The sequence below is a fragment of the [Pantoea] beijingensis genome (assembly GCF_022647505.1).
In the GTDB taxonomy this organism is placed as follows: Bacteria; Pseudomonadota; Gammaproteobacteria; order Enterobacterales; family Enterobacteriaceae; genus Erwinia; species Erwinia beijingensis.
Map to the genome: position 1 here is coordinate 1,211,035 of NZ_CP071409.1, position 24,418 is coordinate 1,235,452.

Sequence of the window (24,418 nt, forward strand, 5' to 3'; positions counted from 1 at the left end):
CACCATCAAATGAATATGATAGGGACAGGAGCAAGTTATGCGCTGGCAAGGGCGTCGCGAAAGTGACAATGTCGAGGATCGTCGTAATCAGTCGCCATCAATGGGCGGTGGCCGTATACGTATTCCGCGTGGTAAAGGCGGTATTGTTTTATTAATTGTTGTCGCCGTTGCGGGTTTTTACGGCTACGATTTAACGCCGTTGCTGACGGGTGAACAGCCCGGATCCCCGCAGACCTCACAGCAACGCATCTCTCCTCAGGATGATGAAGCGGCAAAATTTACCTCGGTTATTCTGGCGACAACCGAGGATACCTGGCAGAAAATTTTTAAACAGATGAATAAGCCCTGGCAAGCGCCAAAGCTGGTGATGTACCGCGGTGCAACCCTAACCGGCTGCGGCACGGGCCAGTCAGTGATGGGGCCATTTTATTGCCCTGCTGACCAGACTGTTTATATCGATCTCTCCTTTTACGATGAGATGAAAAATAAACTTGGTGCCGGGGGCGATTTCGCCCAGGGATATGTTATCGCTCATGAAGTGGGACACCACGTCCAAAAGCTGTTAGGCATTGAGCCCAAAGTCCGTCAGATGCAGCAGGGTGCTTCACAGACGCAGGTGAATCAGCTATCGGTGAAAATGGAATTGCAGGCCGATTGCTTTGCCGGCGTGTGGGGCCACTATATGGAACAGCAGCAGGTGCTGGAAGCGGGGGATTTGCAAGAGGCGTTGAATGCGGCTGAAGCCATCGGCGACGATCGCTTACAGCAGCAGAGCCAGGGGCGCGTAGTGCCGGATAGTTTCACTCATGGTACTTCACAGCAGCGTTACAGTTGGTTTAAACGCGGCTTTGACGGTGGCGATCCGGGTCAGTGTAATACCTTTGCCAGTCGCTAAAGCATGATGGATCTGGAGCAACTGACCGCTGAGATGCAGCAAAAAGGCGTGCGACGGTTGGTGGTCATCAGCGGTGAACGCGATTGGTGTCAGCAGCAGGCCCTGCGCTGGATAACGCCACTTGCCGGTGACTGGCTATGGGTCGGTGAGGCATCGCAACGTTCACTTCAGTGTAAGCCATCGGCGGTGCGCACTCTACTTGGCCGCGAGTTCCGCCATGCAGTATTCGATGCACGCGATGGTTTTCACGCCGAAGCCTTTGCTGTGCTGGCGGGTACCCTTGTCGCGGGGAGCTGGCTGGTGCTACTGGTTCCTGCATGGCACCGCTGGTCAGAGCAACCTGATAGTGATTCTTTGCGCTGGAATAGTCTTTCCCGGCCTGTCGCCTCGCCAAATTTTATCCGTCATCTGCAACAGCACATTGCCGACGATCCTGCGGTGCTGGTGTTACAGCAATCGGCTCCCTTTTCGCTGACGACACTGAATGCGCTACCTGACTGGCAACCCAATGCAGGAGAGCAGCAGCAGCGTGTGCTGGCGGCATTACTCGCTTTGCCTGTGGGGGTATCGGTGCTGACGGCACCCCGGGGGCGCGGGAAGTCTGCGCTAGCCGGGATGCTTGTACAGCGTTGGCCAGGCCCGTGTTGGGTAACGGCACCAGCAAAGGTTTCGACCGAGGTGTTAGCCCATTTTGCCGGCGAGGCCTTTACGTTTTTTGCACCGGATACGTTGCTGGCTCACTGTGAAAAGCATCCTCCCACGGAGATTGATTGGCTGCTGATAGACGAAGCTGCTGCAATCCCTACTCCGATACTGCAGCGATTGTTGCGCTACTTCCCGCGTATACTCTTAACCACGACCGTACAGGGCTACGAGGGGACCGGGCGAGGATTTTTATTAAAGTTCTGCGCTGCGCTGCCTGCACCACGTTTTTTTACGCTGGATGCACCGCAGCGTTGGGCGACAGACGATCCCCTTGAAGCTTTTATCAATCGTAGCCTGCTGTTGACCGAACCCGAGATTGTGCCGCGTCAAGGGGCATTGCGCTATCAGCGTCTTGAGCAGCAGCAGTGGAAGGATCACTCGGTGACGTTAAGTGCACTCTATCAACTGCTTACCAGCGCGCATTACCGAACGTCACCGCTCGATTTGCGCCGGATGATGGATGCTCAGGGCATGCATTTTATTGCTGGTCAGGAGGGTGAACAGGTGTGTGCTGCGCTTTGGCTGGTCGATGAAGGCGGGCTTTCAGCCGATCTTTCCGACGCTATTTGGGCGGGGTTACGTCGTCCACGGGGGAATCTGGTCGCTCAGTCGTTAGCGGCTCACGCCGGTTTTCCTGAAGCGGCGCAGATGCATTCCCGACGCGTTAGCCGTATTGCCATCGCACCTCACCGTCGACGTCAGGGAGTTGGACTGCATTTGCTACAGCAAGCGCAGGAAAATACGTCCCATCTCGATTTCCTTTCCGTGAGTTTTGGCTATACCGAACCGCTTTGGCGTTTTTGGCAGCGTTGCGGTTTTGAACTGGTGCGAATAGGTAGCCAGCGTGAGGCAAGCAGCGGCTGTTATACGGCAATGGCGCTATTGCCGCTAAGCCAGGCAGGAGATAAGTTGGTTCAGCGCGCCACGCAGCAGTTAAGCCGTGATTTTTACTGGCTGCGTCATCATATTGATGAACCTTTGCCGATAGCGATTGATGATAAACAGGATTTCAGGCAACAGGACTGGCACTCGCTGGCCGGTTTTGCTTTTGCTCAGCGTCCCTTTGAGGCTAGTTTGCCTGCGCTTGCACGTCTGCTTAATGTAACCGAGCTGGCACTGCCCGCATTGCGTGGTGCAGTTGGCGGAAGTAAAGGGGATGATACGTTAATCGATCAGCTTAACCTTACAGGACGTAAAGCTTTACTGGCATGCTGGCGACGGGAAGCGCGGCAGGCGCTGTATGCGTATGATGAACCTCAGGCCAAAACGTGGCAGGAGCGCATCGCGCTGTTGCTATAACGCCGGATTAATGCCGTCTCCCCCGGATTTAGCCGTGCTGGCGAAGGGGATGGCGGTATAAAGCCGGGCAAGGTGAGGCTCTCAGTGGTACAATATTACGGTTAAAACACGTAATGGTCGGAAATGAATTTCCGGCCATTACGCCAGATAAGGATCGCTATTTCTTTTTAGGCCAGTCGTCCTCATCATCCCACTTATCGTTAAAATCACGGTGGGGCGGCAGATCGGGTTTATTCGCCATGAATTTTTTATGATCGATGCGTTTGAGATCTTTGTAGACATTCATCAACACACCCACCATCAATACAATCACTAAAATCCACCAGTACTCTTTAAACCATTCCATGCTACGTTCTCCCGAGTCATGCTTATGCGAGCAGTTGTTCCATTATGCGCTGATACATGCGGCTAAGCAGCTGCAGATCCGCAGCCTTAACGCATTCATTGATTTTATGAATGGTGGCGTTCACCGGACCCAGTTCAACAACCTGTGCGCCCATGCGGGCAATAAAACGTCCGTCGGAGGTGCCGCCGGTCGTCAGTAGCTGCGGCTTAATTTCATTATAGTGCTCAATGGCATTCACTACCGCATCAACCAGTTTACCGCGCGATGTCAGGAAAGGCTGACCCGACAGTTTCCACTCAAGGGTATAGCGCAACTGATGCTTTTCCAGCAGCGCGTCGACACGCTGTTTAATCATCTCATCGGTGAGTTCGGTGCTGAACCGGAAGTTGAACTGAACAAAAAGCTCGCCGGGAATAACATTATTGCTGCCGGTACCGGCCTGTACGTTGGCAATTTGCATGCTGGTTGGTGGAAAAAATTCGTTCCCCCGATCCCACTCAATTGCGACAAGTTCATTCAAGGCCGGTAGGGCGCGATGTACTGGATTATCCGCCAGGTGCGGATAGGCAACATGGCCTTGTACGCCATGTATCGTCAGGTTGGCCGTTATTGAACCACGACGACCATTTTTCACCACATCACCCACGATTTCCGTACTGGAAGGCTCTCCAACCAGACAATAATCCAGGCGCTCGTTGCGCGCCATCAGCTGTTCCACAACTTTCACCGTACCGTTTGTGGCGCTGGCTTCTTCATCGGAGGTAATCAAAAACGCCAGGCGGCCGGTGTGGTTAGGGTTGGCTGCAACAAAACGTTCAGCGGCAACCACCATTGCTGCCAGTGAGCCTTTCATATCTGCAGTACCGCGACCAAACAGCATTCCGTCACGGATAACGGGTTCAAAAGGGGGATTATTCCAGCGGCTGGCATCGCCAGTGGGGACCACGTCAGTATGTCCGGCAAAGGCCAGGGTTTCCCCCTGACCGCGCCATGCCCAAAAATTCAGCGTGTCATCGATGTTCATCGTTTCTACCGTGAAGCCAACCGCCTGTAATCGGGCGATCATAATGGCCTGGCATCCTGCATCATCCGGGCTGAGGGAAGGGCGACGAATAAGCTGCTGCGTCAGCTCAATGACCGGACAGAACATATTATGACTTCTCCTGAATAAACTGCTGATAAGTGGATTCGCTAAAACCCAGCAGCATAGAGCCCTCCGCGGCGCAGAGCAATGGGCGTTTAATGATTGCAGGGTGTTCCAGCATAAGATCGCGTGCTGCCCCGGCGCTATTAACGGCGTTGCGCTGCTCATCGCTTAACTTACGCCAGGTCGTACCCCGGGTGTTTAACAGCGGCTCATAACCCAGTTGATCAATAAAAGTTTGTAACAGCGCGGCATTCAGCCCGTCGACGCGGTAATCGTGAAACCGGTAGGCGATGTTTTGACCTTCCAGAAATTTCCGCGCTTTTTTAATGGTGTCGCAGTTTTTGATGCCATACAGGATCAATGTGTCGGTCTCTTTTACATCCGTCATTAAACGCTCCTCTTTATAGATTACACCTGATTTCAGCGTGTTGCCCCACGCCTCATCATCCGAATCGTTCCGATAAGTTGATGGCCAACATAAGTGTGCGCAATAACACAAAACGTAAAACCGACATGATTTTACAGCAGTTTGCCGCCCTGTATGACCCCTGACCCCTATTCATTTGAGAAAAAGGGGCGCGTATACTTGGTCAGATAACATGAGGGCATATGATGATTGATACAGAGTTAGGGCACTGGAAAGATTTTATTGAAGCCATGCTGCGCAAATAATTGTCTGACCACGATGATGGGGCAGTCTGGTTGTTGACTGGGTTTATCGCAAAGGAAAGCAAGATAAGGAGCATCGTTGTGCTCCTTATCTTATTTGTTCCGGTTCATTCGGAGCCAGCTTACTTATTATCGTGTTGCTGCGATGCGAGTGATTCGGTGGGCGTATTGTGCTTCTCTTTTACCGGAAAGCGTCGGCGCACCAGCACAAAAAACAGCGGAACAAAAAAGATGGCAAGGACCGTGGCTGAGATCATACCGCCCATGACGCCCGTTCCTACCGCATGCTGGCTGCCTGAACCGGCACCATTACTGATAGCCATCGGCAGCACGCCGAAGATAAAGGCCAGTGATGTCATCAGGATCGGACGTAGACGCTGGCGTGAGGCTTCCAGTGTTGATTCGATCAGATCTCGCCCCCGTTGGTTAATTTCGTTGGCGAATTCAACAATTAAAATCGCATTTTTGGCCGACAGTCCAATCACCGTTAAAAGTCCAACCTGAAAATAGACGTCGTTCTCTAACCCGCGCATCCAGGTGGCCACTAACGCTCCCACGACGCCGAGAGGCACCACCAGCATGACTGAAAATGGAATTGACCAGCTTTCATAGAGCGCGGCAAGGCTTAAGAAAACGACCAGCAATGAAATGGCATACAATGCCGGTGCCTGTGCTCCTGACATTCTTTCCTGATACGATGCCCCCGTCCACTGTAACCCCACACCAAATGGTAGCTGATTGACCAGTTTCTCCATTATGTCCATCGCAGCACCGGTGCTGACGCCAGGCGCGGCCTCTCCGACGATCTCAAGTGATGAGTAGCCATTATAGCGCTCAAGGCGTGGCGAACCCGTCTCCCATGATGTCGTCGCGAAAGCGGTGAAAGGCACCATGCCGCCCGCTTTATTACGGACATACCACTGGCTGATATCGTCCGGCAACATGCGGTATTTCGCGGCGGCTTGCACATAGACTTTTTTCACGCGACCGCGATCGAGGAAATCATTGACATAGGTCGAGCCCCAGCCGGTTGTCAGCGTGTCATTAATATCATCCAGCGACACCCCCAGGGCTTGCGCTTTGCGCTGATCGATATTGATACGTAACTGTGGGCTATCGTCCAGGCCGTTATGGCGTACGCGAGACAGTTGTGGATTGTTGTCTGCCATTTCCAGCAGCTTATCGCGCATTGCCATCAGCTGCGAATGGCCAATACCACCATGATCCTGCAGTTCCATGTCAAAGCCGGCGGAATTACCCATTCCGGTAATCGCTGGTGGACTGCTGGGGATGACGCGCGCCTCCTTAATTTTGCCAAAGGCCGTGGTTGCGCGTTCAATCATCGCGAAAGATGAACTATCGGCTCCTGTCCTTTCATCCCAGTCTTTCAGGCGCACAAACAGGCGCGCGACGTTTTGACCGTTGCCGCCCGGGCCTGAACCGACGGTGGCGAAGACGGAGACCACATTGTCCTTTTCTGCGGTCAGGTAATAATGCTCCACCTGCTGCACGACTTTAAGTGTCTGCTGCTGCGTTGCGCCCGGCGGTAGTCTGACTTCCGTGGTAAATATGCCGCGATCTTCAAGCGGAAGGAATGAGGTGGGCAGACGCAGAAACAAGAATGCCATGATGCCAATAATGCCCAGATAGATCAGTAGCCAGCGGCCGCTTTTCAGCAGGATTTTGGCGACACCCCGCTCGTATTTTTCAGCGCTACTATTAAATGTACGGTTAAACCAACCAAAAAATCCGCGGCGTCCATGGTGATGGCCCTGTGGGATAGGCTTCAAAATGGTGGCACACAAGGCAGGCGTTAGGATCATTGCAACCAGTACGGAAAGTACCATGGCGGCAACAATCGTAATGGAAAATTGCCGGTAAATGGCCCCAGTAGTACCGCCAAAAAATGCCATCGGAATAAATACCGCCGACAGCACCAGCGCGATACCCACTAATGCCCCCTGAATCTGCTTCATTGATTTACGCGTTGCATCGCGAGGGGAAAGCCCCTCTTCGCTCATTATTCGCTCGACATTTTCCACCACGACAATGGCATCATCGACCAGTAGGCCGATAGCCAGCACCATGGCAAACATGGTGAGTGTATTAATACTGAAGTTACAGGCATAGAGGATTGAGAAGGTGCCCAGCAGTACCACCGGTACGGCAATGGTCGGAATAAGAGTAGCGCGAAAGTTCTGTAAAAACAGGTACATGACTAAAAAGACTAACAGTACTGCTTCCAGTAGTGTTTTTACGACATCCCGGATTGATGCTGTGACAAAAGGGGTGGTTTCATAAGCGACTTTCGCTTCCAGCCCGTGCGGGAAATATTGTGAAAGTTCGGCAATACGCGCGCGTACCAGTTTATCGGTTTCCAGTTCATTTGCGCCGGAGGCCAATTTTACCCCCAGTCCCGAGGCAGCCTGTCCGTTATAGCGACTGAGAAAGTCGTACTTCTCCGCTCCCAGCCCCACTTCAGCCACATCACCCAGCGTGACCACTGAACCGTCCTGATTGGTACGTAAAGTAATAGCTTTAAATTGAGCGGGTGTTTGTAGCAGCGACTGTGAATTGATAGTTGCGTTTAACGCCTGATTATCAACGGAGGGCGATCCGCCAACCTGGCCCACTGCGATCTGGTTGTTCTGCGACGTAATGGCTTTCACCACATCCTGTGTTGTCAGCGAGTAGTTAATTAACTTATTGGGGTCAAGCCAGATACGCATGGCATATTGCGAACCATAGGCATCCACCTGACCAACCCCACTGATGCGGCTTAGTGGATCCTGAATATTACTGGCGACATAATCAGCAATATCTTGTTTGTCCATGCTGCCATCGGTAGACACAAACGCCATCATCAGAATATTTGTGTCACCGGTTTTATTTACCGTGACGCCCTGCGTTTGTACATCCTGTGGCAGTTTGCGTACAGCAGATTGAAGCTGGTTCTGTACCTGCTGGCGGGCTTCGTCAGGATTGGTGCCTGCTGTAAAGGTAAGGGTGATCGTTGCCTGACCGGTATTGCTGCTCTGTGAAGTCATGTACATCAAATTATCGATGCCGGTCATGCTCTGCTCGATAACCTGCGTGACAGTATTTTCCAGCGTTTGGGCTGATGCTCCCGGGTAGTTAGCCGTGATACGGACATTGGGCGGCGCGAGGTCAGGGTACTGTTCAATAGGGAGTGACATGATAGCCAGTGTGCCGGTCAGACACATAATTATGGCTAAGACCCACGCGAAGATCGGGCGATCGATAAAAAAATCCGCCATCGAGTCAGTGCTCCTCAGCAATGTTTCGGTAAAACAAAATAAAATTGCGCCAGGCATGCACGCCAGACAACGCTCGCTGAGCGTTTAACCGGGTAAAATTTTTTTAATCGATTCAAGCGCTCCGGGAAATAGCTACTTTACCCGCAGCTATGGCAAGAATCGTGGAGAAATTGAGGAGAAAATGTAAAAAAACGTCGTTAAACGTCGGGCTGATGTCTCAGCCCTGACGCTTAGTTATGGCGGTCTTGCAGATAGAGTACCGTCGCGGCAACGCGGGATTTAACATTCAGTTTTCGGAGCAAATTGCGAATATGCACTTTTACCGTCTCTTCGGAGATGTGCAGCATACCGGCAACTTCTTTATTCGATAGACCTTTGGCAACCTCTTGCAAAACGTCTAACTCCCGTTCCGTCAGCGTAATAAATGGATCGGTGTTTACTGCACGGTTCGCCAGATAGTCATGAACTACATCGCTAAAGACCTGCTGGCCCCGTGCGCCTGACATAATTTGTTCCAGCAGTTGTTCCGGTTCGCTATCTTTTAGCAGATAACCATCCGCACCCGCATCGACTAAAGCATAGATGTCGCTGCGCGCATCGGAAACCGTCAAAATCAAAATTCGTGATGCAGACTCCCTATTACGCAGCGCTTTTAACGTATCAAGGCCTGATAGCCCCTTCATATTCAGGTCGAGTAGAATGAGATCGGGTGACAGGCGGTGTGCTTCCTCTACGGCTTCCGCGCCGCTGCTGGTCTCGGCGATGACCTGAAACTGCGGCTCTAACTTTAACAGTTGATGAATGCCCCGACGCATCAGTGGATGATCGTCAACGATCATCACGGTAATTTTATGTTGTTCCATCATACAGGCTCCTTGAGGATAGATTTCCATCGGGCAACATCGCCGTTGTGCTTAATTATGTGCCCGGCAGGCATTTTTGCGTGCTTAACGCACGGAATATGCCCGGCCCGGTATTGTTACAGTTTGCAAGGTGCTTCACTTGGTGCACGATCAAAGTCCCTGACGATTTTTTTACGTCCCGATAACATCGGTCGTCATTTCATCCTCTCTCCGTGCCATATTTAGAACATTCGTTGACGAAAGTGTTTCCCGGCGCTCACGTTTGCTCATATCACGTAACCCTTTGCACAAATAGTAACCCTTACTGACGTTTCCCTGGATGCTTCTGCAAATGGGCCCACAAAGCTTTAGCTGTTTTACAGTATGGTCACGTTGGTTTTCATTATGAAGGCAATAATCAATCTCGTAACTAACCTAACCTTAAAAATAAATCAGTTCGGGAGTCACCTATGAACCTTAAATACCCTACCATCCTGGCGGTGGCGCTATTTGCCACGACGTCCTTCACGGCGATGGCGGCAACTGAGATTGACAGCCAGCAAGCTCGCGGGCTGGAAAGCATCGGTAATGTTTCCGTCTCGGCTCAACGCGGTTCGATAGATGATGCTGCCCAAAAACTGTCGCAAAAAGCGGAAGAAATGGGTGCGACACATTATCGTATTGTTGGGCTGGATAATCCTGGAGATTCAAGTATGTGGAGTGGGACCGCAGAGCTGTATAAATAAGACCCGACGAGTTTTCCATGTAGCTTTAAGCGCTGACCACTAAGCAAATGCGGTATGTATCACGTCATTTACTGACAAAATATACGCCGTGCTAAGTGGCCTGAATGGAGAGCAGGATAGCGCTGCCTGTGCCTTGCTGGCATTGAATAAACCGACTGCATTTCTGCGTCGGTTTTTTTTTATTTATGATCAGTACCACCTTCCGATCTTGCCCCAAAACATTTATCCGGCAGGCCTAATCCCTTCGTAAGAGGAGCGTTCATTCTTTCGGCAATGCGGGCCCTGTGCCACAAAATTACAAATCATAACGTATTGCGAAAGCAGAAATTTTGCTTCGTTCAGGGAGAACGGGTAGGATTCTCGCCGTTATTTTGCCTCATCCGCAAATATTATAAATATATTCGCCATACTCCAGGTTACTGTGAGTTTGCCCCGAGTTCGGCCCACCCGGAACGTCCTTCAGGGCCGTTACCGATAATGATTCAGAATATAACAGGATGATGGTGAATTCCCCCCATCCTCAGCCGGTTTAATGCATGTTGATTATCCCGCCCGATGATGGTCAGAGTGGCCAGCTACTCTTTCAAGTGGACAGGAAATAAAGGACAGGTAATGAAAGCGAAGAAAAAAACAGCAGCTGACTTACGTGCTGCGAAACGGCGTTGGTTAAATTCTCATGATACCGGCTATCACAAAGCGATGGGTAATCGCCAGGTGCAGATGATTGCCATTGGCGGCGCTATTGGAACCGGGCTATTTCTTGGGGCCGGAGCGCGCTTACAGGCTGCGGGGCCAGCACTGGCGCTGGTTTATCTGGTATGTGGTATCTTCTCATTTTTTATTCTGCGCGCATTGGGGGAGTTGGTCCTTCACCGCCCAAGCAGCGGTAGTTTCGTCTCTTATGCACGTGAGTTCCTGGGTGAAAAAGCCTCTTACGTGGCAGGCTGGATGTATTTTGTCAACTGGGCAATGACCGGCATTGTAGATATCACCGCAGTCGCGTTGTATATGCATTATTGGGGGGCGTTCGGTGATGTGCCCCAATGGATCTTTGCGCTCGGAGCATTGGCCATTGTCGGTACCATGAATATGATTGGTGTGAAATGGTTTGCCGAAATGGAGTTTTGGTTTGCACTGATCAAAGTCCTGGCGATTGCCATTTTCCTGATCGTGGGCGTGGTATTTCTCGGCAGTGGAAAAATGCTGGACGGTAACGCAACCGGGTTCCACCTGATTACCGATAACGGCGGTTTTTTCCCGCATGGACTTCTGCCCGCGCTGGTATTAGTGCAGGGGGTGGTATTTGCCTTTGCTTCGATAGAATTGGTTGGTACGGCGGCAGGGGAGTGTAAAGACCCGAAAACGATGCTGCCAAAGGCGATAAATAGCGTTATCTGGCGTATCGGTCTGTTCTATGTTGGTTCGGTGGTACTGCTGGTACTGTTACTGCCCTGGAATGCGTATCAGGCCGGTCAGAGCCCGTTCGTAACGTTCTTCACTCGCCTCGGTGTCCCGTATATTGGGAGCATTATGAACATCGTGGTATTGAGCGCAGCGCTTTCCAGCCTGAATTCTGGCCTCTATTCAACCGGGCGTATTTTGCGTTCGATGTCGATGGGCGGCTCTGCACCCAAATTTATGGCGAAAATGAATGGTCAGCAGGTGCCCTATGCAGGCATCCTGGTAACCATTGCGGTATACGTTATTGGCGTGGTGCTTAACTACTATGTTCCTTCGCAGGTTTTTGAAATCGTTTTGAATGTCGCTTCGTTGGGTATCATCTCTTCCTGGGCCTTTATCGTGGTATGCCAGATGCGTTTACGTAAGGCGATTAAAGAAGGTAAGGCAGATGAGGTGAGCTTCAGACTGCCGTGGGCACCGTTTACGTCGTGGTTAACACTGCTATTTTTGGCCAGCGTGTTGGTACTGATGGCATTTGACTACCCGAACGGCACCTATACGATTGCATCTATCCCGTTAATTGCCGTGGTGCTGGTGCTGGGCTGGTTTGGCGTACGTAAACGCGTCAATGCCATTGCTGAAACGCAGCACGATCATCATGAAACCCCAGTTGTAGAGTCAGGCTCGTAAGCCTGATTCACATTCCCTCTGGTGGTTCCGGGAATGTGAATGCGGCGGTGCCGTCCGGCGTCGGGCGACAACGCCGCTATCAACGTAATTAACGCGTCGTTTTAAGATAGTTTTCCTGTTTTGTTCAGCCTATGATTATTAGCTTCTTGTATGGTCTGGAACCTACCCGATGTCTACGAAAGTGGCGATTGTCAAAAATAAAGTCCTCTCTGAAAACTATTTTCTACTGCGTAATTTCACCTACGATCTCACTGCCCGCGATGGCGCACTGATCCGCCATAAGCGTGAGGTGTACGATCGTGGTAACGGTGCCGCCATACTGCTATACAATCGCGAAAAAAACAGCGTTGTGCTGATTAACCAATTCCGTATTGCTACCTATGTCAATGGTAACAGTAACGGTATGCTGATCGAAGTTTGTGCGGGTTTGCTTGATGATGATTCACCCGAGGATTGTATTCGCAAAGAGGCAATAGAAGAGACGGGATATGCGGTGGGGCATGTCGAGAAACTCTTTTCTGCCTACATGTCTCCGGGGGGCGTGACGGAGCTGTTGCACTTTTTCGCCGCGGAATATGATGATTTAACGCGTGATAATGCCGGTGGTGGCGTTGAGGATGAGGATATTGACGTATTAGAAATGCCCTTTCCAACAGCGTTGGCAATGATTAAGGACGGACGCATTTGTGATGCGAAAACTATCATGCTGTTACAGCATGCACAACTTGCCGGATGGCTAACCGCCTGATGTCACACAGCAGTGCAAATCCTTGACGGACGAAGGTCCGGGGACATGCAGGGACTGCCATGCGTTGCTTATCCTTTCTTTGTCGGCGCGTTTTGATTGTCCGATAAATCTTATTGAGAGGAGGCAGGAGAGACAGGATGATGAACGTGCAATCACACTCATTGTCGGGATTTAGCCGTAGTTGTGCTTTATGGGTGAGGTCACAGATTAAGGCATGTTGATCGTTTGCCGTTGCGCTATCATCATTGCTTAACTATTTGGGGAACCTGATTGCCTGATGCCTTACTGGATGAAACCACTGTTTTTTTTGCCTTTTCTCTTTGTCGCCAGCGTAAAAGCTGCGCCACTGCAAAAAACATTTAATGGCTGGCAGGTAACCTGCGATAACCTTAATTTCTGTGTGGCTCGCAGTGTTCCCGGTAATAAAGGGTTGGTGATGACCATATCGCGCCATGCTGGCGTGATCGATCGCCCTCTGCTGAGGATTGATTATGGCAATGGCTATACGGGGGAACTGCATGGCGGCAAGCTTAAAGATAATCTTCTTATCGACCAGCTGCGGCTAAAGCCCGATCTGAAACATTGGGAAGTTGAACCCCATCACTTGGTGACCTCGCATGCGATTTCTATTGATGAGTTTCTGGGGCAAATTCTTGATGCTGATACAATCCAATTAACCGGGCAACCACAGGCGACGATTTCACTGCACGGGCTGAAAGCCGCATTGTTGCTGATAGATGATTTACAAGGGCGAGTCAATGGTATGAGCGCGTGGATAAAACGTGGCGATCGCGTGGCTTATGATGTGCCGCCGGAGCCAGCCTTACCGCATATGCAGGCTTTCGACTTTGTACCTGAGCCCTTAACGCGTGAAGAGAGCAGAGGTTTAATTGATTTTGGCACCTGGCGAGTAAACACCAATGAGTGCTCACTTTCACCGATGCGTCGTGAAGTCAGTGTTGCCCCCCTGACTGACGATAAAGCGTTGCTGTTAGTGAGCTGTGAGATGGGAGCCTATAACGTTATCGATCTGGCTTTTGCGGTGACTCGAACCCAACCTTATACCGCACGCGGTATCACGCTTAATTTGCCTTTTACGCCCCCCAACGGCAACGGTAAACACCTTGAATTAATTAACGCTGAGTATGATGCGACTACCAGCCAGCTTTTGACGTTTTCAAAAGGGCGCGGGATAGGGGATTGTGGTAACGCATCACGCTGGCAGTTTGATGGCGAAGAGTTTGTGTTGGCTGAGTATGCGGAAGAGGGTACCTGCGATGCCTGGCACGGCAGCAGCGACTGGCCAACGCTATGGGTGAGCCAACAAGCGTCTACCGGGGAATCACACCCTGAGGAATAAGCCGTAGCGGGCAGGAAGGATGCAGAAATAAAATGTGCGGGAGCACCCGATCATCCTTACGGATGACCAGGCAACTACCCCATTAATGAGGTTTCAACAACTTCTCTGCGTGACTCACAATATTTTCAACCGTAAAGCCAAACTCGGTAAACAACTTATCGGCTGGTGCGGATTCACCAAAGGTTGTCATTCCCACAATTGAACCGTTAAGGCCGACATACTTATACCAGTAGTCAGCAATACCCGCTTCCACCGCAACGCGAGCCGTGACGGTTGAAGGTAAAACTGACTCGCGCCAGGCGACATCCTGCTTATCAAACATATCGGTTGAAGGCATGGATACCACACGCACTTTATGGCCGCTGGCAGTAAGTTTTTCTGCTGCGCCCAGCGTGATCTCAACTTCAGATCCGGTTGCAATAAGAATTACCTCGGGCGTCCCGTCGCAATCTTTAAGCACGTAAGCACCGCGGGAGATATCTTCCAACTGTTGCTTGCTGCGCGCGGGTTGGGCCAGATTCTGGCGCGATAAAATCAGCGCGGTAGGACCGTGATGGCGCTCAATGGCATGTTTCCACGCCACGGCAGTTTCAACCTGGTCGCAGGGACGCCAGACGCTCATATTTGGCGTCAGCCGCAGACTGGCAAGCTGTTCGACGGGCTGGTGCGTTGGACCATCTTCACCAAGACCGATTGAGTCATGGGTATAGACCAGTATGTGGCGCGCCTTCATGAGTGCCGCCATGCGTACGGCGTTACGTGCATACTCAACAAACATCAGAAAGGTGGCCGTATAGGGTACAAAACCGCCGTGATGAGCAATACCGTTGGCAATAGCGGTCATACCAAACTCGCGTACGCCATAGTGAATATAATTTCCGGCGAGATCTTCTTTGATCGACGTTGAGCCGGACCAAATCGTCAGGTTACTTGGTGCTAAATCGGCGGAGCCACCAAGGAACTCTGGTAGCAGCTTACCGTATGCCTCCAGTGAGTTCTGAGACGCTTTACGGCTGGCGATTTTTGCCGGATTTGCCTGCAGCTGTTCAATGAATTTTTGTGTTTCAGCCTGCCAGGTCGCGGGCAGCCCGCCGTCCATACGTCGGGAAAATTCATTGGCCAGTTCGGGAAAGGCCGCTTTGTACGCAGAAAATTTATCGTTCCAGGTGTTTTCATGTTTCTGACCGGCCTGCTTCGCATCCCATTGCGCATAGTATGACTGTGGGATCTCAAACGGCGGATAATCCCAATTCAGCTGTTTACGCGTCAGGGCAATTTCATCGTCACCTAATGCGGAACCGTGGGCTTCCTCTTTACCTGCTTTGTTAGGGGAACCAAAACCAATCACGGTGCGGCAAATAATCAATGAGGGTTTATCGGTTACGCTTTGCGCTTCTTTAATGGCTTGCTTAATGGCTTGTGGATCGTGACCATCAATTTCATGCACGACGTGCCAGTTATAGGCTTCGAAGCGTTTCGCCGTGTCATCGGTGAACCACCCTTTGGTTTCGCCATCAATGGAAATGCCATTGTGATCGTAAAAGCCAATCAGTTTACCCAGGCCAAGCGTACCTGCCAGCGACGAGGCTTCATGGGATATACCTTCCATCAGGCAGCCATCGCCCATAAATACATAGGTAAAGTGATCAACGATGTCGTGGCCCGGGCGGTTAAATTGTGCACCCAACGTGCGTTCGGCAATCGCAAGGCCAACGGCGTTTGCCAGCCCCTGCCCAAGGGGGCCAGTGGTGGTTTCCACGCCTGGCGTATAGCCAATTTCAGGATGGCCTGGTGTTTTAGAATGCAGTTGACGGAAATTTTTCAGTTCTTCCATCGGCAGGTCGTAACCGCTGAGATGCAGCAGGCTGTACAGCAGCATTGAACCGTGACCATTAGATAATACAAAGCGGTCGCGATCTGCCCAGGCCGGGTTAGTCGGATTATGCTTCAGGAAGTCACGCCATAGCACTTCAGCAATATCAGCCATCCCCATGGGGGCTCCCGGGTGGCCTGAGTTTGCTTTTTGTACGGCATCCATACTGAGCGCGCGGATTGCATTGGCTAACTCTCTACGTGAGGACATATGCTCTCCTAAGGGTTAAACGGGGTAAAACGGCGTGGATTATTCTGGCATGCCAGCCTCCGTGAAGGCTGGCATGATGGGATTACAACTTCGCGGCCAGCACATCTTCAAGTTTCTGTTGGTCAACAGCAAACTGGCGGATACCTTCAGCCAGTTTTTCAACGGCCATGGCATCCTGATTATGCTCCCAGCGGAACTCAGCTTCAGAGAGTGATGCTGGCTGGTGGAAAGCTTTGGTTGATGGCGTTAATTTACGTTCAACGGGGGCGTCGCTGGCCTGTAAATCTTCCAGCAGATTGGGGGAAATCGTCAGGCGATCGCAGCCTGCCAGCGCCAGAATCTGCTCAACTTTACGGAAGCTGGCGCCCATGATCACCGTGTTGTAGCGATGCTGTTTGTAGTAATCATAGATATTACGTACGGATTTCACACCGGGATCTTCATCCGCAACATAGGGATCAAGCGGCTTACGGGCGTTGTACCAGTCATAAATGCGGCCAACAAAGGGAGAGATCAGGAATACGCCGGCTTCTGCGCAGGCACGAGCCTGGGCAAAAGAGAACAGCAGAGTCAGGTTACAGTTAATCCCGTTTTTCTCCAGCTCTTCCGCTGCGCGGATACCTTCCCATGTCGACGCCAGTTTGATCAGAATACGCGAGCGATCGATACCATGCTCTTCATACATTCTCACCAACTTCTCCGCTTTGGTGACGCACATGCCACGATCGAAAGAGAGGCGGGCATCGACTTCTGTAGAAACACGGCCCGGCACGCTTTTCAGAATTTCCATACCGAGGTTAATGGCAACTTTATCGCTGGCATTAATGATTTGAGTGTCTTTACTGCCGCCCTGTTTTTTTGCGTAGTCAATAGCATCGTCAATCAGGTGCTTATACGAGTCGAGGCCAGCAGCTTTCAGGATCAGAGACGGGTTGGTGGTGGCATCTTCAGGGTGATAGTTACGAATAGATTCAATGTCGCCGCTGTCGGCCACCACGGTAGTAAACTGTTTTAATGCGTCTAGCTGATTCATCTCTTAGCTCCTTGATAAGCAATCGATAATTATTCTACCCATCGTATCTGTAGCAATCGCAAGGATATACGTTCAGGGATGACTGCCATCCCCTTCTTGCTGCACTGGCAGATACTCTGGCTAAAGAACAGGGCTCATCAGACGGTATCAAGTGACAGATGCCTGAGCAGCCATGTCCTGTTATTTCAGGCCAACCACATTGCATCAGGTGCTGTCACAGAGGGACGCGTTTTCGCTGATGGTTGCAATGGGCTTACCCGATAGGGCGTCACGCCGTGAGTCATTAAGAGCGCGGTCAAAAGGTACTGACGCGTTTTTTGATGCATATCGCCATCACTCAACGGCAGATCAGGATGCCATGTTTATAGCGCAGGAACTTGATGCCTTGTGCCTCATCGTGAACGATCGACGAGATACCTTTCCAGGACATGAAGTGGTAAACCACAGTCTGGATCCCCGAGCGCCATCGGTAATGAGTCCGGGCACGTTTATTCAGTGACGAAGACACCCGCGCGACTCGCCATAGAAAGCATAGCAGATCCCCGGAATAACGTGCTGGCAGTTGATGTGCCTTGCTATCTCCGTTTGCGCGGCAGATTGCCGCAGTTGTAAACGAGGGCTTTAAAGAGGGGGGGCTGAAAACGCACTTTCTCTCCTGTTTTTCAAAGCCGCTTCAAGTTTTTCCTGTATTTCCCGCTTCTATACTGTTCTTTCGAAACTCTCTAATACAAAGCCAAGGATAAGACGATGGACGAACAATTGAAGCAAAGTGCCCTCGATTTTCACGAATTCCCCGTCCCCGGTAAAATACAGGTTTCACCCACTAAGCCATTAGCGACGCAGCGAGACCTGGCATTAGCCTATTCGCCAGGCGTGGCGGCGCCCTGTCTGGAGATTGCGAAAGATCCACTCGCGGCGCATAAATATACCGCGCGCGGCAACCTTGTTGCGGTGATCTCTAATGGTACCGCAGTGCTTGGGTTGGGAAATATTGGCGCATTGGCCGGTAAACCCGTGATGGAAGGCAAAGGTGTTCTATTCAAGAAGTTTGCTGGCATTGACGTGTTCGATATTGAAATTGATGAGTTGGATCCGGACAAACTGATTAATGTGATTGCGGCGCTGGAGCCAACATTTGGCGGCATTAATCTCGAAGATATCAAAGCGCCGGAATGTTTTTACATTGAAAAGGCGCTGCGTGCGCGTATGAAAATTCCGGTATTCCATGACGATCAGCATGGCACCGCTATCATTTGCACGGCAGCGGTACTTAACGGGCTGCGCGTGGTTAATAAATCACTTTCTGATGTGCGACTGGTGGTCTCAGGCGCGGGGGCTTCCGCTATTGCCTGCATGAATCTGCTGGTGGCGCTAGGCATGCAAAAACACAATATTGTGGTGTGCGACTCGAAAGGGGTGATTTATCAGGGTCGAGAAGAACCAATGGCTGAAACTAAAGCGGCCTATGCCATCAAAGACAACGGTAAACGAACGTTGGATGAGGTGATCACCGGCGCGGACATTTTTCTCGGCTGTTCAGGACCGAAGTTGATGACACCGGAGATGGTGAAGCGCATGGCGAAGGATCCATTGATCCTGGCACTGGCTAACCCCGAACCTGAAATTTTACCACCGCTGGCGAGGGAAGTACGTCCTGATGCCATCATCTGTACGGGACGCTCAGATTTTCCCAATCAGGTGAATAATGTGCTGTGCTTCCCGTTTATTTTTCGTGGGGCATTGGATGTCGGCGCGACAGCGATCAATGAAGAGATGAAGCTGGCCGCGGTACATGCGATTGCTGAACTGGCGCTGGCGGAACAAAGTGATGTGGTTGCTTCCGCCTATGGCGACCAGGAGCTGTCGTTTGGCCCTGATTATCTGATCCCGAAACCTTTCGACCCGCGGCTGATAGTGAAAATTGCCCCAGCGGTCGCTAAAGCTGCTATGGATTCAGGTGTGGCGACGCGGCCCATCGCGGATTTTGATGCCTATCGGGAAAAACTGACAGAGTTCGTTTACAAAACCAATCTTTTCATGAAGCCTATCTTCTCGCAGGCAAGGAAGGATCCTAAACGGGTTGTGTTGGCCGAAGGTGAAGAGGCACGAGTACTGCATGCGACTCAGGAGTTGATCACGTTGGGATTGGCGAAGCCAATATTGATCGGACGCCCGGGAGTCATTGATATGCGCCTGAAAAAACTGGGACTGAAGATTGAGGCGGGTAAAGATTTTGAGGTGGTTAATAACGAATCCGATCCGCGATTTAAGCAGTACTGGAGTGAATATCACCAAATTATGAAGCGACGCGGTGTTTCAGTGGAAGAGGCGCAGCGGGCGGTTATCGGCAATCCAACTTTAATCGGTGCCATTATGGTACAGCGAGGTGAGGCGGATGCGTTAATCTGCGGAACGATTGGCGATTATAAATCCCATTATGATGTTGTTGAGAAGCTGTTTGGTTTCCGCGCTGACGTTAAGGTGGCGGGAGCAATGAATGCGTTACTGCTACCAAGCGGTAATACTTTTATCGTTGATACTTACGTTAACGAAGATCCGACGCCGGAAGCGTTAACTGAGCTAACGCTGATGGCGGCCGAAACCGTTCGACGTTTTGGTATTGAGCCTAAAGTGGCATTGTTATCGCATTCCAGTTATGGGACGTCTGATGCGCCAGCCGCACGTAAAATGCGTGAAACTCTGGCGCTGGTGAATGCCCGGGCACCGGAACTGGAGATTGATGGCGAGATGCACGGTGACGCAGCGCTGGTGGAAAGTATTCGTCACGACAGGATGCCGGATAGCCCGCTAAAAGGGTCCGCCAATATTCTGATTATGCCGAATGTTGAAGCGGCGCGTATTAGCTATAACCTGCTGCGTGTCTCTTGCTCAGAAGGCGTGACCGTGGGGCCGGTATTGATGGGGATTGCGAAACCGGTTCACGTGCTAACGCCGATTGCTTCAGTGCGTCGCATTGTTAATATGGTTGCGTTGGCCGTAGTGGAAGCCCAAACGCAGCCATTATAAATACGCTGTATTTTCTGGTTGCTCCAGGAATCGCGATAGATTTGTACAGATGAAATGATACAGGGGCCGGCAGTTGCTCTGGCCCCACGTTTTTGTCCCCCGCCAGAAACCGTTTATCCGGTTGAGGGAGCGGAACACCGTGGCGTCAAGTTCTTTAGCCGACGTATGGGCGCATCATGAATCCCTGATGCCGGATTGCGGCGTTAACCATGCTCTTACGGGTAAAAAGTCACGGTATAATCTCGCTTCCGGCGAACCTTCCTCTGGCTGATAATCATATTCCCAGCGCACCAGCGGCGGCATCGACATTAAAATTGATTCGGTTCGTCCACCGGTTTGCAGGCCAAACAGCGTACCGCGATCCCATACCAGATTGAACTCCACGTAACGGCCACGACGATAAAGCTGAAACTGACGCTCGCGCTCGCCCCAGGATAACGTCCTGCGACGCGCCACAATGGGTAGATAACCGGTAAGAAAACCGTTTCCTACTGCCTGCATGAAATCGAAGCAGCTATCGAAATCTGGCGTATTCAAATCGTCAAAAAACAGCCCGCCAATCCCACGCTGTTCATCACGGTGTTTGATATAAAAATAATCATCACACCATTTTTTATAACGCGGATACACCTCTTCGCCAAAAGGCTGGCAAAGGTCAAAGGCTGTCTGATGCCAGTGGATGGCATCGTCTTCAAAACCATAGTAAGGCGTTAAATCAAAACCACCACCAAACCACCAGACGGGGGCGGCACCCGGTTTCTCGGCAATAAAAAAACGGACATTGGCATGGCTGGTCGGTACCCACGGATTTTCGGGATGGACCACTAATGAAACGCCCATTGCCTGAAAGCTACGGCCCGCTAACTCGGGGCGGTGCGCCGTTGCTGAAGCGGGCATTGCTTCGCCATAAACGTGAGAAAAGTTTACGCCGGCTTGCTCGAAAAGATTGCCGTTACGCAATACGCGACTGCGGCCACCTCCACCGGCAGGGCGTACCCAGTTGTCTTCTTCAAACTGCGCTGCACCATCGGTGAGTGCTAGCTGCTGGCAAATATTATCCTGCAATGTGAGCAGGAATTGTTTTACGCGGTCAGTATCGGGAGCGGTCATCATGGTGTTGTCTCAAAATATTTGCGACGATTATACCTTAAATTATTCGCGTTGCAGGGGGGGACATTACGTCACTCGGATAACTGCACCCGCTTTCCGACTGTGATACCCATGAAAACTGCCTTTTCTGCACTGTGAGACTTGCACCGTAGAAATAATGCGTGATAATCAACAAATTCTGCAGAACCTCTGAGTAAAAATGATGGAAATTCGCGCATTCTGCCATGATGACTTTGAAGAAGTGATTACCCTTTGGGATCGATGTGATCTGTTACGCCCCTGGAACGATCCTGAAATGGATATTGAGCGTAAATTGACGCACGATCCTGATCTGTTTCTGGTGGCTGTGGTCGGCGGCGAAATTGTCGGTACATTGATGGGCGGCTATGATGGACATCGTGGTTCTGCTTACTATTTGGGCGTGCATCCTGATTACCGTGGACGTGGTTTTGCCAATGCACTGATCAATCGCCTTGAGAAGAAATTGATCGCACGTGGTTGTCCAAAGATCAACTTACTGGTACGTGAAGAAAATGATGCAGTACTCGGTTTTTATGAGAAGCTGGATTATGAAATTCAGGATACCCTGGCACTCGGCAAGCGCCTGATTGAAGATCGTGAATATTAATACGCTACGGGTGACCATACTGTTGCCCGACCGTCTTCCCCGTTTTCTGATGTGATGATGACCCTCAACTATTCCCCCGACGATTATGACCAAAAAGGACAGCTCAGGTTACCGCTGAGTTTCTGGATCGTTTTGCTGTTGCAGGCACGGACCTGGGTGTTGTTTGTGGTTGCAGGTGCTTCCCGGCAGCAGGGCACCGATTTGTTGACGCTGTTTTATCCCGACGCCCATGCTTTCTGGCTCGGCCTTGCGTTGGGTATACCCGCTGCCTTCGGACTGCTGCTGACTGGCTATCGCCAGCGATTACCCGGTGTATGGCAGGCGTGGCGTTGGGTGCTGTGTGCCGCGCTGGTGGCAATGATGCTTTCACAAGCTGTAACCCTCTGGCAGGGCGATGAAACCTTTTCCCCTTTGGTGGGGGTATTTGGTCTGTTTGACTTGCTCGCGTTAGGATATTTAACGTTGAATCGGCGCTTGCGGCACTGCTTCGATCGCCACCTTAATGCGGCAGAGTAAAACTTTTCTCATATTTGGCACTCAAATCTGATTCACACGAGTCATGTGTTGACTACAGGAGTTGCAATGAAATTTGTTCGCCCGGCGATGATTATCGCCGCATTACTGTTGGCAGGCTGCGCCAGTTCCGGCTCGCAGACGCAATCTGATTCGAGCTGGTGGAATCCGTTCTCAAAAATATCCTGGTCGAGCCTGTCGCCGCTTAACTGGTTTGGTTCCTCATTGGAGGTTACCGAACAGGGCGTTGGCGATGTGAACGGTAGTACCACGATGAGTGAGTCGGTTCTGAATGACGCATTGTCGGGAAAGTATAAACTGCGACAGGGCATGCGCAGTAGTAACGGCGGTGTGGTGTCATTTTGGCAGGCGCTGGAGGATGGTAAGGTAAAGTTGCTGATTAATGGCAATGCGACCGTGAGCCGCGTTGAGGTGATGGACGTCGCGATTGCGACGCAGGACGGCACCAAAATCGGTAGTAAATTTAGTGAACACTTTGATAAAGCCTTTGGCGCCTGTGAAAAAGCACCGGGGCTGGACAGTAGTGAAATTGAATGTAAGGCACCGAATAGCCAGCATATTCATTACGTTTATAGCGGCGAATGGCACGGCCCTGAAGGTTTGATGCCGCCTGATGATACCCTGAAAAACTGGACGCTAAGCAAAATTATCTGGCGTCGGTGATGTCCCGTATTTGTGACGGCATTTCATTTTCCCTCGCGGTAGCGCAGGATGCCGCCTGAAACATCGGGTATGATATGGCTTAAAATCGTCGTACGGACAGAATTACACTCAGGAGAGCCACATAATGTCTCAGGTTCAGAGCGGCATTTTACTGGAACATCGCCGTTTTGCGATTTATATCGAAGCGAAGGCGCAAGGGGAATTGGAGGCCATTCGACAGGGCACCAACGTTTTTAATCAGCAACTGCTGCAGTTGCAACAGCAGTATCCGGATGCGGGATTGGGCGCGGTTGTGGCGTTTGGTCCAACGCTGTGGCGCGATCTCACTGCCGAACCAGGGGCTGTTGAGCTGAAGGATTTTCTGCCGTTGGGGAAAGGTGGGATTGCGCCGGCAACTCAGCGTGACCTGCTGATCCATATCCAGTCATTGCGTCATGATGTTAACTTCAGCGTGGCACAGGCGGCACTGGCGGCTTTCGGTTCTTCACTGCTTATTGAGGAAGAGATCCATGGTTTTCGCTGGGTAGACGATCGCGATCTGTCGGGTTTCGTTGACGGTACGGAAAATCCGCAGGGTGAAGCACGTCAGCAGGTTGCCATCATCTCGCAGGGGAATGATGCGGGAGGCAGCTATGTCTTTACCCAACGCTGGGAGCATGATCTTAAGATGTGGCAGCGGCTCAATGTCAGCAAGCAAGAGCAGGTGATAGGGCGAACCAAAGCGACAAGTGAAGAACTGGATAGCAATGTGCGTCCGGATACCTCTCACGTAAGCCGTGTGGACCTGAAAGAGAACGGGCAAGGATTGAAGATCCTGCGCCAGAGCCTGCCTTATGGCACAGCCAGTGGCACACATGGATTATTTTTTATCGCTTACTGCGCCACGCTGTACAACATTGAACAACAGTTGCTGAGTATGTTTGGTGAGCGCGATGGCAAGCTGGACGCAATGCTGCGTTTCACCAAACCGAAAACCGGTAGCTATTATTACGCGCCTTCGGTTGAACAACTCGCCAGGCTATAAAAGACCCGTGCAGGGTGTATGCGTTTCGGCCCTGCTATTTTTAGTGGTTACATATCCTTTCCCACCAGCTTATAGCATTTTAGACTTTCAAATCATCAAACGGTATATAAAACCGTTACAGCTTTCACCTGCGTTATAAATAAACTGATTGCACTCGTGGCGTGAGCCGAATCATCAACTCAGGGTGCTA

At 51.2% G+C, this 24,418-nt stretch carries 21 protein-coding genes; 13 read left to right on the forward strand and 8 right to left on the reverse strand.

Annotation, left to right across the window (positions count from 1 at the left end; translation table 11 throughout):
* The first annotated feature begins 37 nt into the window (after positions 1–37).
* Together ypfJ and J1C60_RS05450 are read left to right on the forward strand one after the other, a co-directional pair.
* On the forward strand, positions 38–895 hold the full coding sequence (gene ypfJ, locus J1C60_RS05445; RefSeq protein ID WP_128179194.1) for a KPN_02809 family neutral zinc metallopeptidase: 858 nt from the start codon (positions 38–40) through the stop codon (positions 893–895).
* Positions 896–898: 3 nt separating this feature from the next.
* Positions 899–2,899 carry a tRNA(Met) cytidine acetyltransferase TmcA gene (locus tag J1C60_RS05450; protein WP_128179195.1) on the forward strand — a complete coding sequence of 667 codons (2,001 nt, stop codon included), beginning with the start codon at positions 899–901 and terminating at the stop codon, positions 2,897–2,899.
* Positions 2,900–3,056: 157 nt separating this feature from the next.
* Here the strand turns inward: J1C60_RS05450 and J1C60_RS05455 are convergent, their stop codons facing one another.
* Genes J1C60_RS05455 through J1C60_RS05465 form a run of 3 tightly spaced genes read right to left on the reverse strand, consistent with a single transcriptional unit; the run spans position 3,057 to position 4,780 of the window.
* Positions 3,057–3,245, reverse strand: coding sequence for a YpfN family protein (locus J1C60_RS05455; protein WP_128179196.1), 189 nt, complete (start codon positions 3,243–3,245; stop codon positions 3,057–3,059).
* A 22-nt stretch (positions 3,246–3,267) separates the two neighbouring features.
* Positions 3,268–4,395 carry a succinyl-diaminopimelate desuccinylase gene (dapE, locus tag J1C60_RS05460; protein WP_128179197.1) on the reverse strand — a complete coding sequence of 376 codons (1,128 nt, stop codon included), beginning with the start codon at positions 4,393–4,395 and terminating at the stop codon, positions 3,268–3,270.
* Position 4,396: 1 nt separating this feature from the next.
* On the reverse strand, positions 4,397–4,780 hold the full coding sequence (locus J1C60_RS05465) for an ArsC family reductase (protein WP_128179198.1): 384 nt from the start codon (positions 4,778–4,780) through the stop codon (positions 4,397–4,399).
* A 224-nt stretch (positions 4,781–5,004) separates the two neighbouring features.
* Between J1C60_RS05465 and ypfM the strand changes: the two genes are divergently transcribed.
* Positions 5,005–5,064: a protein YpfM gene (gene ypfM / locus J1C60_RS05470; RefSeq protein WP_128179230.1), complete on the forward strand. Its 60-nt coding sequence runs from the start codon at positions 5,005–5,007 to the stop codon at positions 5,062–5,064.
* A gap of 119 nt (positions 5,065–5,183) precedes the next feature.
* Here ypfM and acrD read toward each other — a convergent pair whose 3' ends face one another.
* On the reverse strand, positions 5,184–8,339 hold the full coding sequence (gene acrD / locus J1C60_RS05475; protein WP_128179199.1) for a multidrug efflux RND transporter permease AcrD: 3,156 nt from the start codon (positions 8,337–8,339) through the stop codon (positions 5,184–5,186).
* Between the two features lie 230 nt (positions 8,340–8,569).
* Positions 8,570–9,202, reverse strand: coding sequence for a response regulator (locus J1C60_RS05480; RefSeq protein ID WP_128179231.1), 633 nt, complete (start codon positions 9,200–9,202; stop codon positions 8,570–8,572).
* A 449-nt stretch (positions 9,203–9,651) separates the two neighbouring features.
* Between J1C60_RS05480 and J1C60_RS05485 the strand changes: the two genes are divergently transcribed.
* From J1C60_RS05485 to J1C60_RS05500, 4 genes are all read left to right on the forward strand, one after another.
* Positions 9,652–9,927: a YdgH/BhsA/McbA-like domain containing protein gene (locus J1C60_RS05485; protein ID WP_128179200.1), complete on the forward strand. Its 276-nt coding sequence runs from the start codon at positions 9,652–9,654 to the stop codon at positions 9,925–9,927.
* A gap of 612 nt (positions 9,928–10,539) precedes the next feature.
* A complete protein-coding gene (ansP, locus tag J1C60_RS05490; protein WP_128179201.1) occupies positions 10,540–12,018 on the forward strand; it encodes an L-asparagine permease in 1,479 nt (492 codons plus the stop codon).
* A gap of 169 nt (positions 12,019–12,187) precedes the next feature.
* A complete protein-coding gene (nudK, locus tag J1C60_RS05495; RefSeq protein ID WP_128179202.1) occupies positions 12,188–12,766 on the forward strand; it encodes a GDP-mannose pyrophosphatase NudK in 579 nt (192 codons plus the stop codon).
* A gap of 277 nt (positions 12,767–13,043) precedes the next feature.
* The gene (locus J1C60_RS05500; protein ID WP_128179203.1) at positions 13,044–14,126 is read left to right on the forward strand and encodes a DUF1176 domain-containing protein; all 1,083 of its coding nucleotides are present in this window, start codon (positions 13,044–13,046) and stop codon (positions 14,124–14,126) included.
* 82 nt (positions 14,127–14,208) lie between these two features.
* Here the strand turns inward: J1C60_RS05500 and tkt are convergent, their stop codons facing one another.
* Together tkt and tal are read right to left on the reverse strand one after the other, a co-directional pair.
* Positions 14,209–16,209 (reverse strand): transketolase, encoded by a 2,001-nt coding sequence (gene tkt / locus J1C60_RS05505; protein WP_128179204.1) that lies wholly within the window; start codon positions 16,207–16,209, stop codon positions 14,209–14,211.
* 82 nt (positions 16,210–16,291) lie between these two features.
* The gene (gene tal, locus J1C60_RS05510; RefSeq protein ID WP_128179205.1) at positions 16,292–17,242 is read right to left on the reverse strand and encodes a transaldolase; all 951 of its coding nucleotides are present in this window, start codon (positions 17,240–17,242) and stop codon (positions 16,292–16,294) included.
* Between the two features lie 172 nt (positions 17,243–17,414).
* On the opposite strand from tal, the gene J1C60_RS05515 reads away from it, so the two are divergent.
* Entirely contained in the window at positions 17,415–17,741 is a 327-nt protein-coding gene (locus J1C60_RS05515; RefSeq protein WP_128179206.1) for a hypothetical protein, read from the forward strand.
* 248 nt (positions 17,742–17,989) lie between these two features.
* A complete protein-coding gene (maeB, locus tag J1C60_RS05520; RefSeq protein ID WP_128179207.1) occupies positions 17,990–20,269 on the forward strand; it encodes an NADP-dependent oxaloacetate-decarboxylating malate dehydrogenase in 2,280 nt (759 codons plus the stop codon).
* Between the two features lie 174 nt (positions 20,270–20,443).
* Here the strand turns inward: maeB and hemF are convergent, their stop codons facing one another.
* Positions 20,444–21,379 (reverse strand): oxygen-dependent coproporphyrinogen oxidase, encoded by a 936-nt coding sequence (hemF, locus tag J1C60_RS05525; RefSeq protein ID WP_128179232.1) that lies wholly within the window; start codon positions 21,377–21,379, stop codon positions 20,444–20,446.
* A 202-nt stretch (positions 21,380–21,581) separates the two neighbouring features.
* On the opposite strand from hemF, the gene J1C60_RS05530 reads away from it, so the two are divergent.
* The 4 genes from J1C60_RS05530 to J1C60_RS05545 all read left to right on the forward strand — a co-directional run bounded on the left by J1C60_RS05530 (position 21,582) and on the right by J1C60_RS05545 (position 24,228).
* Positions 21,582–22,007, forward strand: a complete 426-nt coding sequence (locus tag J1C60_RS05530) for a GNAT family acetyltransferase (RefSeq protein WP_128179233.1) — start codon at positions 21,582–21,584, stop codon at positions 22,005–22,007.
* A 54-nt stretch (positions 22,008–22,061) separates the two neighbouring features.
* On the forward strand, positions 22,062–22,523 hold the full coding sequence (locus tag J1C60_RS05535; protein ID WP_128179234.1) for a DUF2919 domain-containing protein: 462 nt from the start codon (positions 22,062–22,064) through the stop codon (positions 22,521–22,523).
* A 66-nt stretch (positions 22,524–22,589) separates the two neighbouring features.
* The gene (locus J1C60_RS05540; RefSeq protein ID WP_128179208.1) at positions 22,590–23,204 is read left to right on the forward strand and encodes an RpoE-regulated lipoprotein; all 615 of its coding nucleotides are present in this window, start codon (positions 22,590–22,592) and stop codon (positions 23,202–23,204) included.
* Positions 23,205–23,328: 124 nt separating this feature from the next.
* Entirely contained in the window at positions 23,329–24,228 is a 900-nt protein-coding gene (locus J1C60_RS05545) for a Dyp-type peroxidase (RefSeq protein ID WP_128179209.1), read from the forward strand.
* Positions 24,229–24,418: the final 190 nt, after the last annotated feature.

Excerpts from the sequence above, each read along its gene's own strand:
- J1C60_RS05480 (WP_128179231.1), bottom strand. The coding sequence starts at position 9,202 with ATGGAACAACATAAAATTACCGTGATGATCGTTGACGATCATCCACTG.
- nudK (WP_128179202.1), top strand. The coding sequence starts at position 12,188 with ATGTCTACGAAAGTGGCGATTGTCAAAAATAAAGTCCTCTCTGAAAAC.
- tal (WP_128179205.1), bottom strand. The coding sequence starts at position 17,242 with ATGAATCAGCTAGACGCATTAAAACAGTTTACTACCGTGGTGGCCGAC.
- J1C60_RS05535 (WP_128179234.1), top strand. The coding sequence starts at position 22,062 with ATGATGACCCTCAACTATTCCCCCGACGATTATGACCAAAAAGGACAG.
- J1C60_RS05545 (WP_128179209.1), top strand. The coding sequence starts at position 23,329 with ATGTCTCAGGTTCAGAGCGGCATTTTACTGGAACATCGCCGTTTTGCG.
- J1C60_RS05485 (WP_128179200.1), top strand. The coding sequence starts at position 9,652 with ATGAACCTTAAATACCCTACCATCCTGGCGGTGGCGCTATTTGCCACG.
- J1C60_RS05540 (WP_128179208.1), top strand. The coding sequence starts at position 22,590 with ATGAAATTTGTTCGCCCGGCGATGATTATCGCCGCATTACTGTTGGCA.
- dapE (WP_128179197.1), bottom strand. The coding sequence starts at position 4,395 with ATGTTCTGTCCGGTCATTGAGCTGACGCAGCAGCTTATTCGTCGCCCT.
- J1C60_RS05530 (WP_128179233.1), top strand. The coding sequence starts at position 21,582 with ATGGAAATTCGCGCATTCTGCCATGATGACTTTGAAGAAGTGATTACC.
- acrD (WP_128179199.1), bottom strand. The coding sequence starts at position 8,339 with ATGGCGGATTTTTTTATCGATCGCCCGATCTTCGCGTGGGTCTTAGCC.
- ypfJ (WP_128179194.1), top strand. The coding sequence starts at position 38 with ATGCGCTGGCAAGGGCGTCGCGAAAGTGACAATGTCGAGGATCGTCGT.
- J1C60_RS05515 (WP_128179206.1), top strand. The coding sequence starts at position 17,415 with ATGTCCTGTTATTTCAGGCCAACCACATTGCATCAGGTGCTGTCACAG.
- tkt (WP_128179204.1), bottom strand. The coding sequence starts at position 16,209 with ATGTCCTCACGTAGAGAGTTAGCCAATGCAATCCGCGCGCTCAGTATG.
- ansP (WP_128179201.1), top strand. The coding sequence starts at position 10,540 with ATGAAAGCGAAGAAAAAAACAGCAGCTGACTTACGTGCTGCGAAACGG.
- J1C60_RS05455 (WP_128179196.1), bottom strand. The coding sequence starts at position 3,245 with ATGGAATGGTTTAAAGAGTACTGGTGGATTTTAGTGATTGTATTGATG.
- maeB (WP_128179207.1), top strand. The coding sequence starts at position 17,990 with ATGGACGAACAATTGAAGCAAAGTGCCCTCGATTTTCACGAATTCCCC.
- J1C60_RS05500 (WP_128179203.1), top strand. The coding sequence starts at position 13,044 with ATGCCTTACTGGATGAAACCACTGTTTTTTTTGCCTTTTCTCTTTGTC.
- hemF (WP_128179232.1), bottom strand. The coding sequence starts at position 21,379 with ATGACCGCTCCCGATACTGACCGCGTAAAACAATTCCTGCTCACATTG.
- J1C60_RS05465 (WP_128179198.1), bottom strand. The coding sequence starts at position 4,780 with ATGACGGATGTAAAAGAGACCGACACATTGATCCTGTATGGCATCAAA.
- J1C60_RS05450 (WP_128179195.1), top strand. The coding sequence starts at position 899 with ATGATGGATCTGGAGCAACTGACCGCTGAGATGCAGCAAAAAGGCGTG.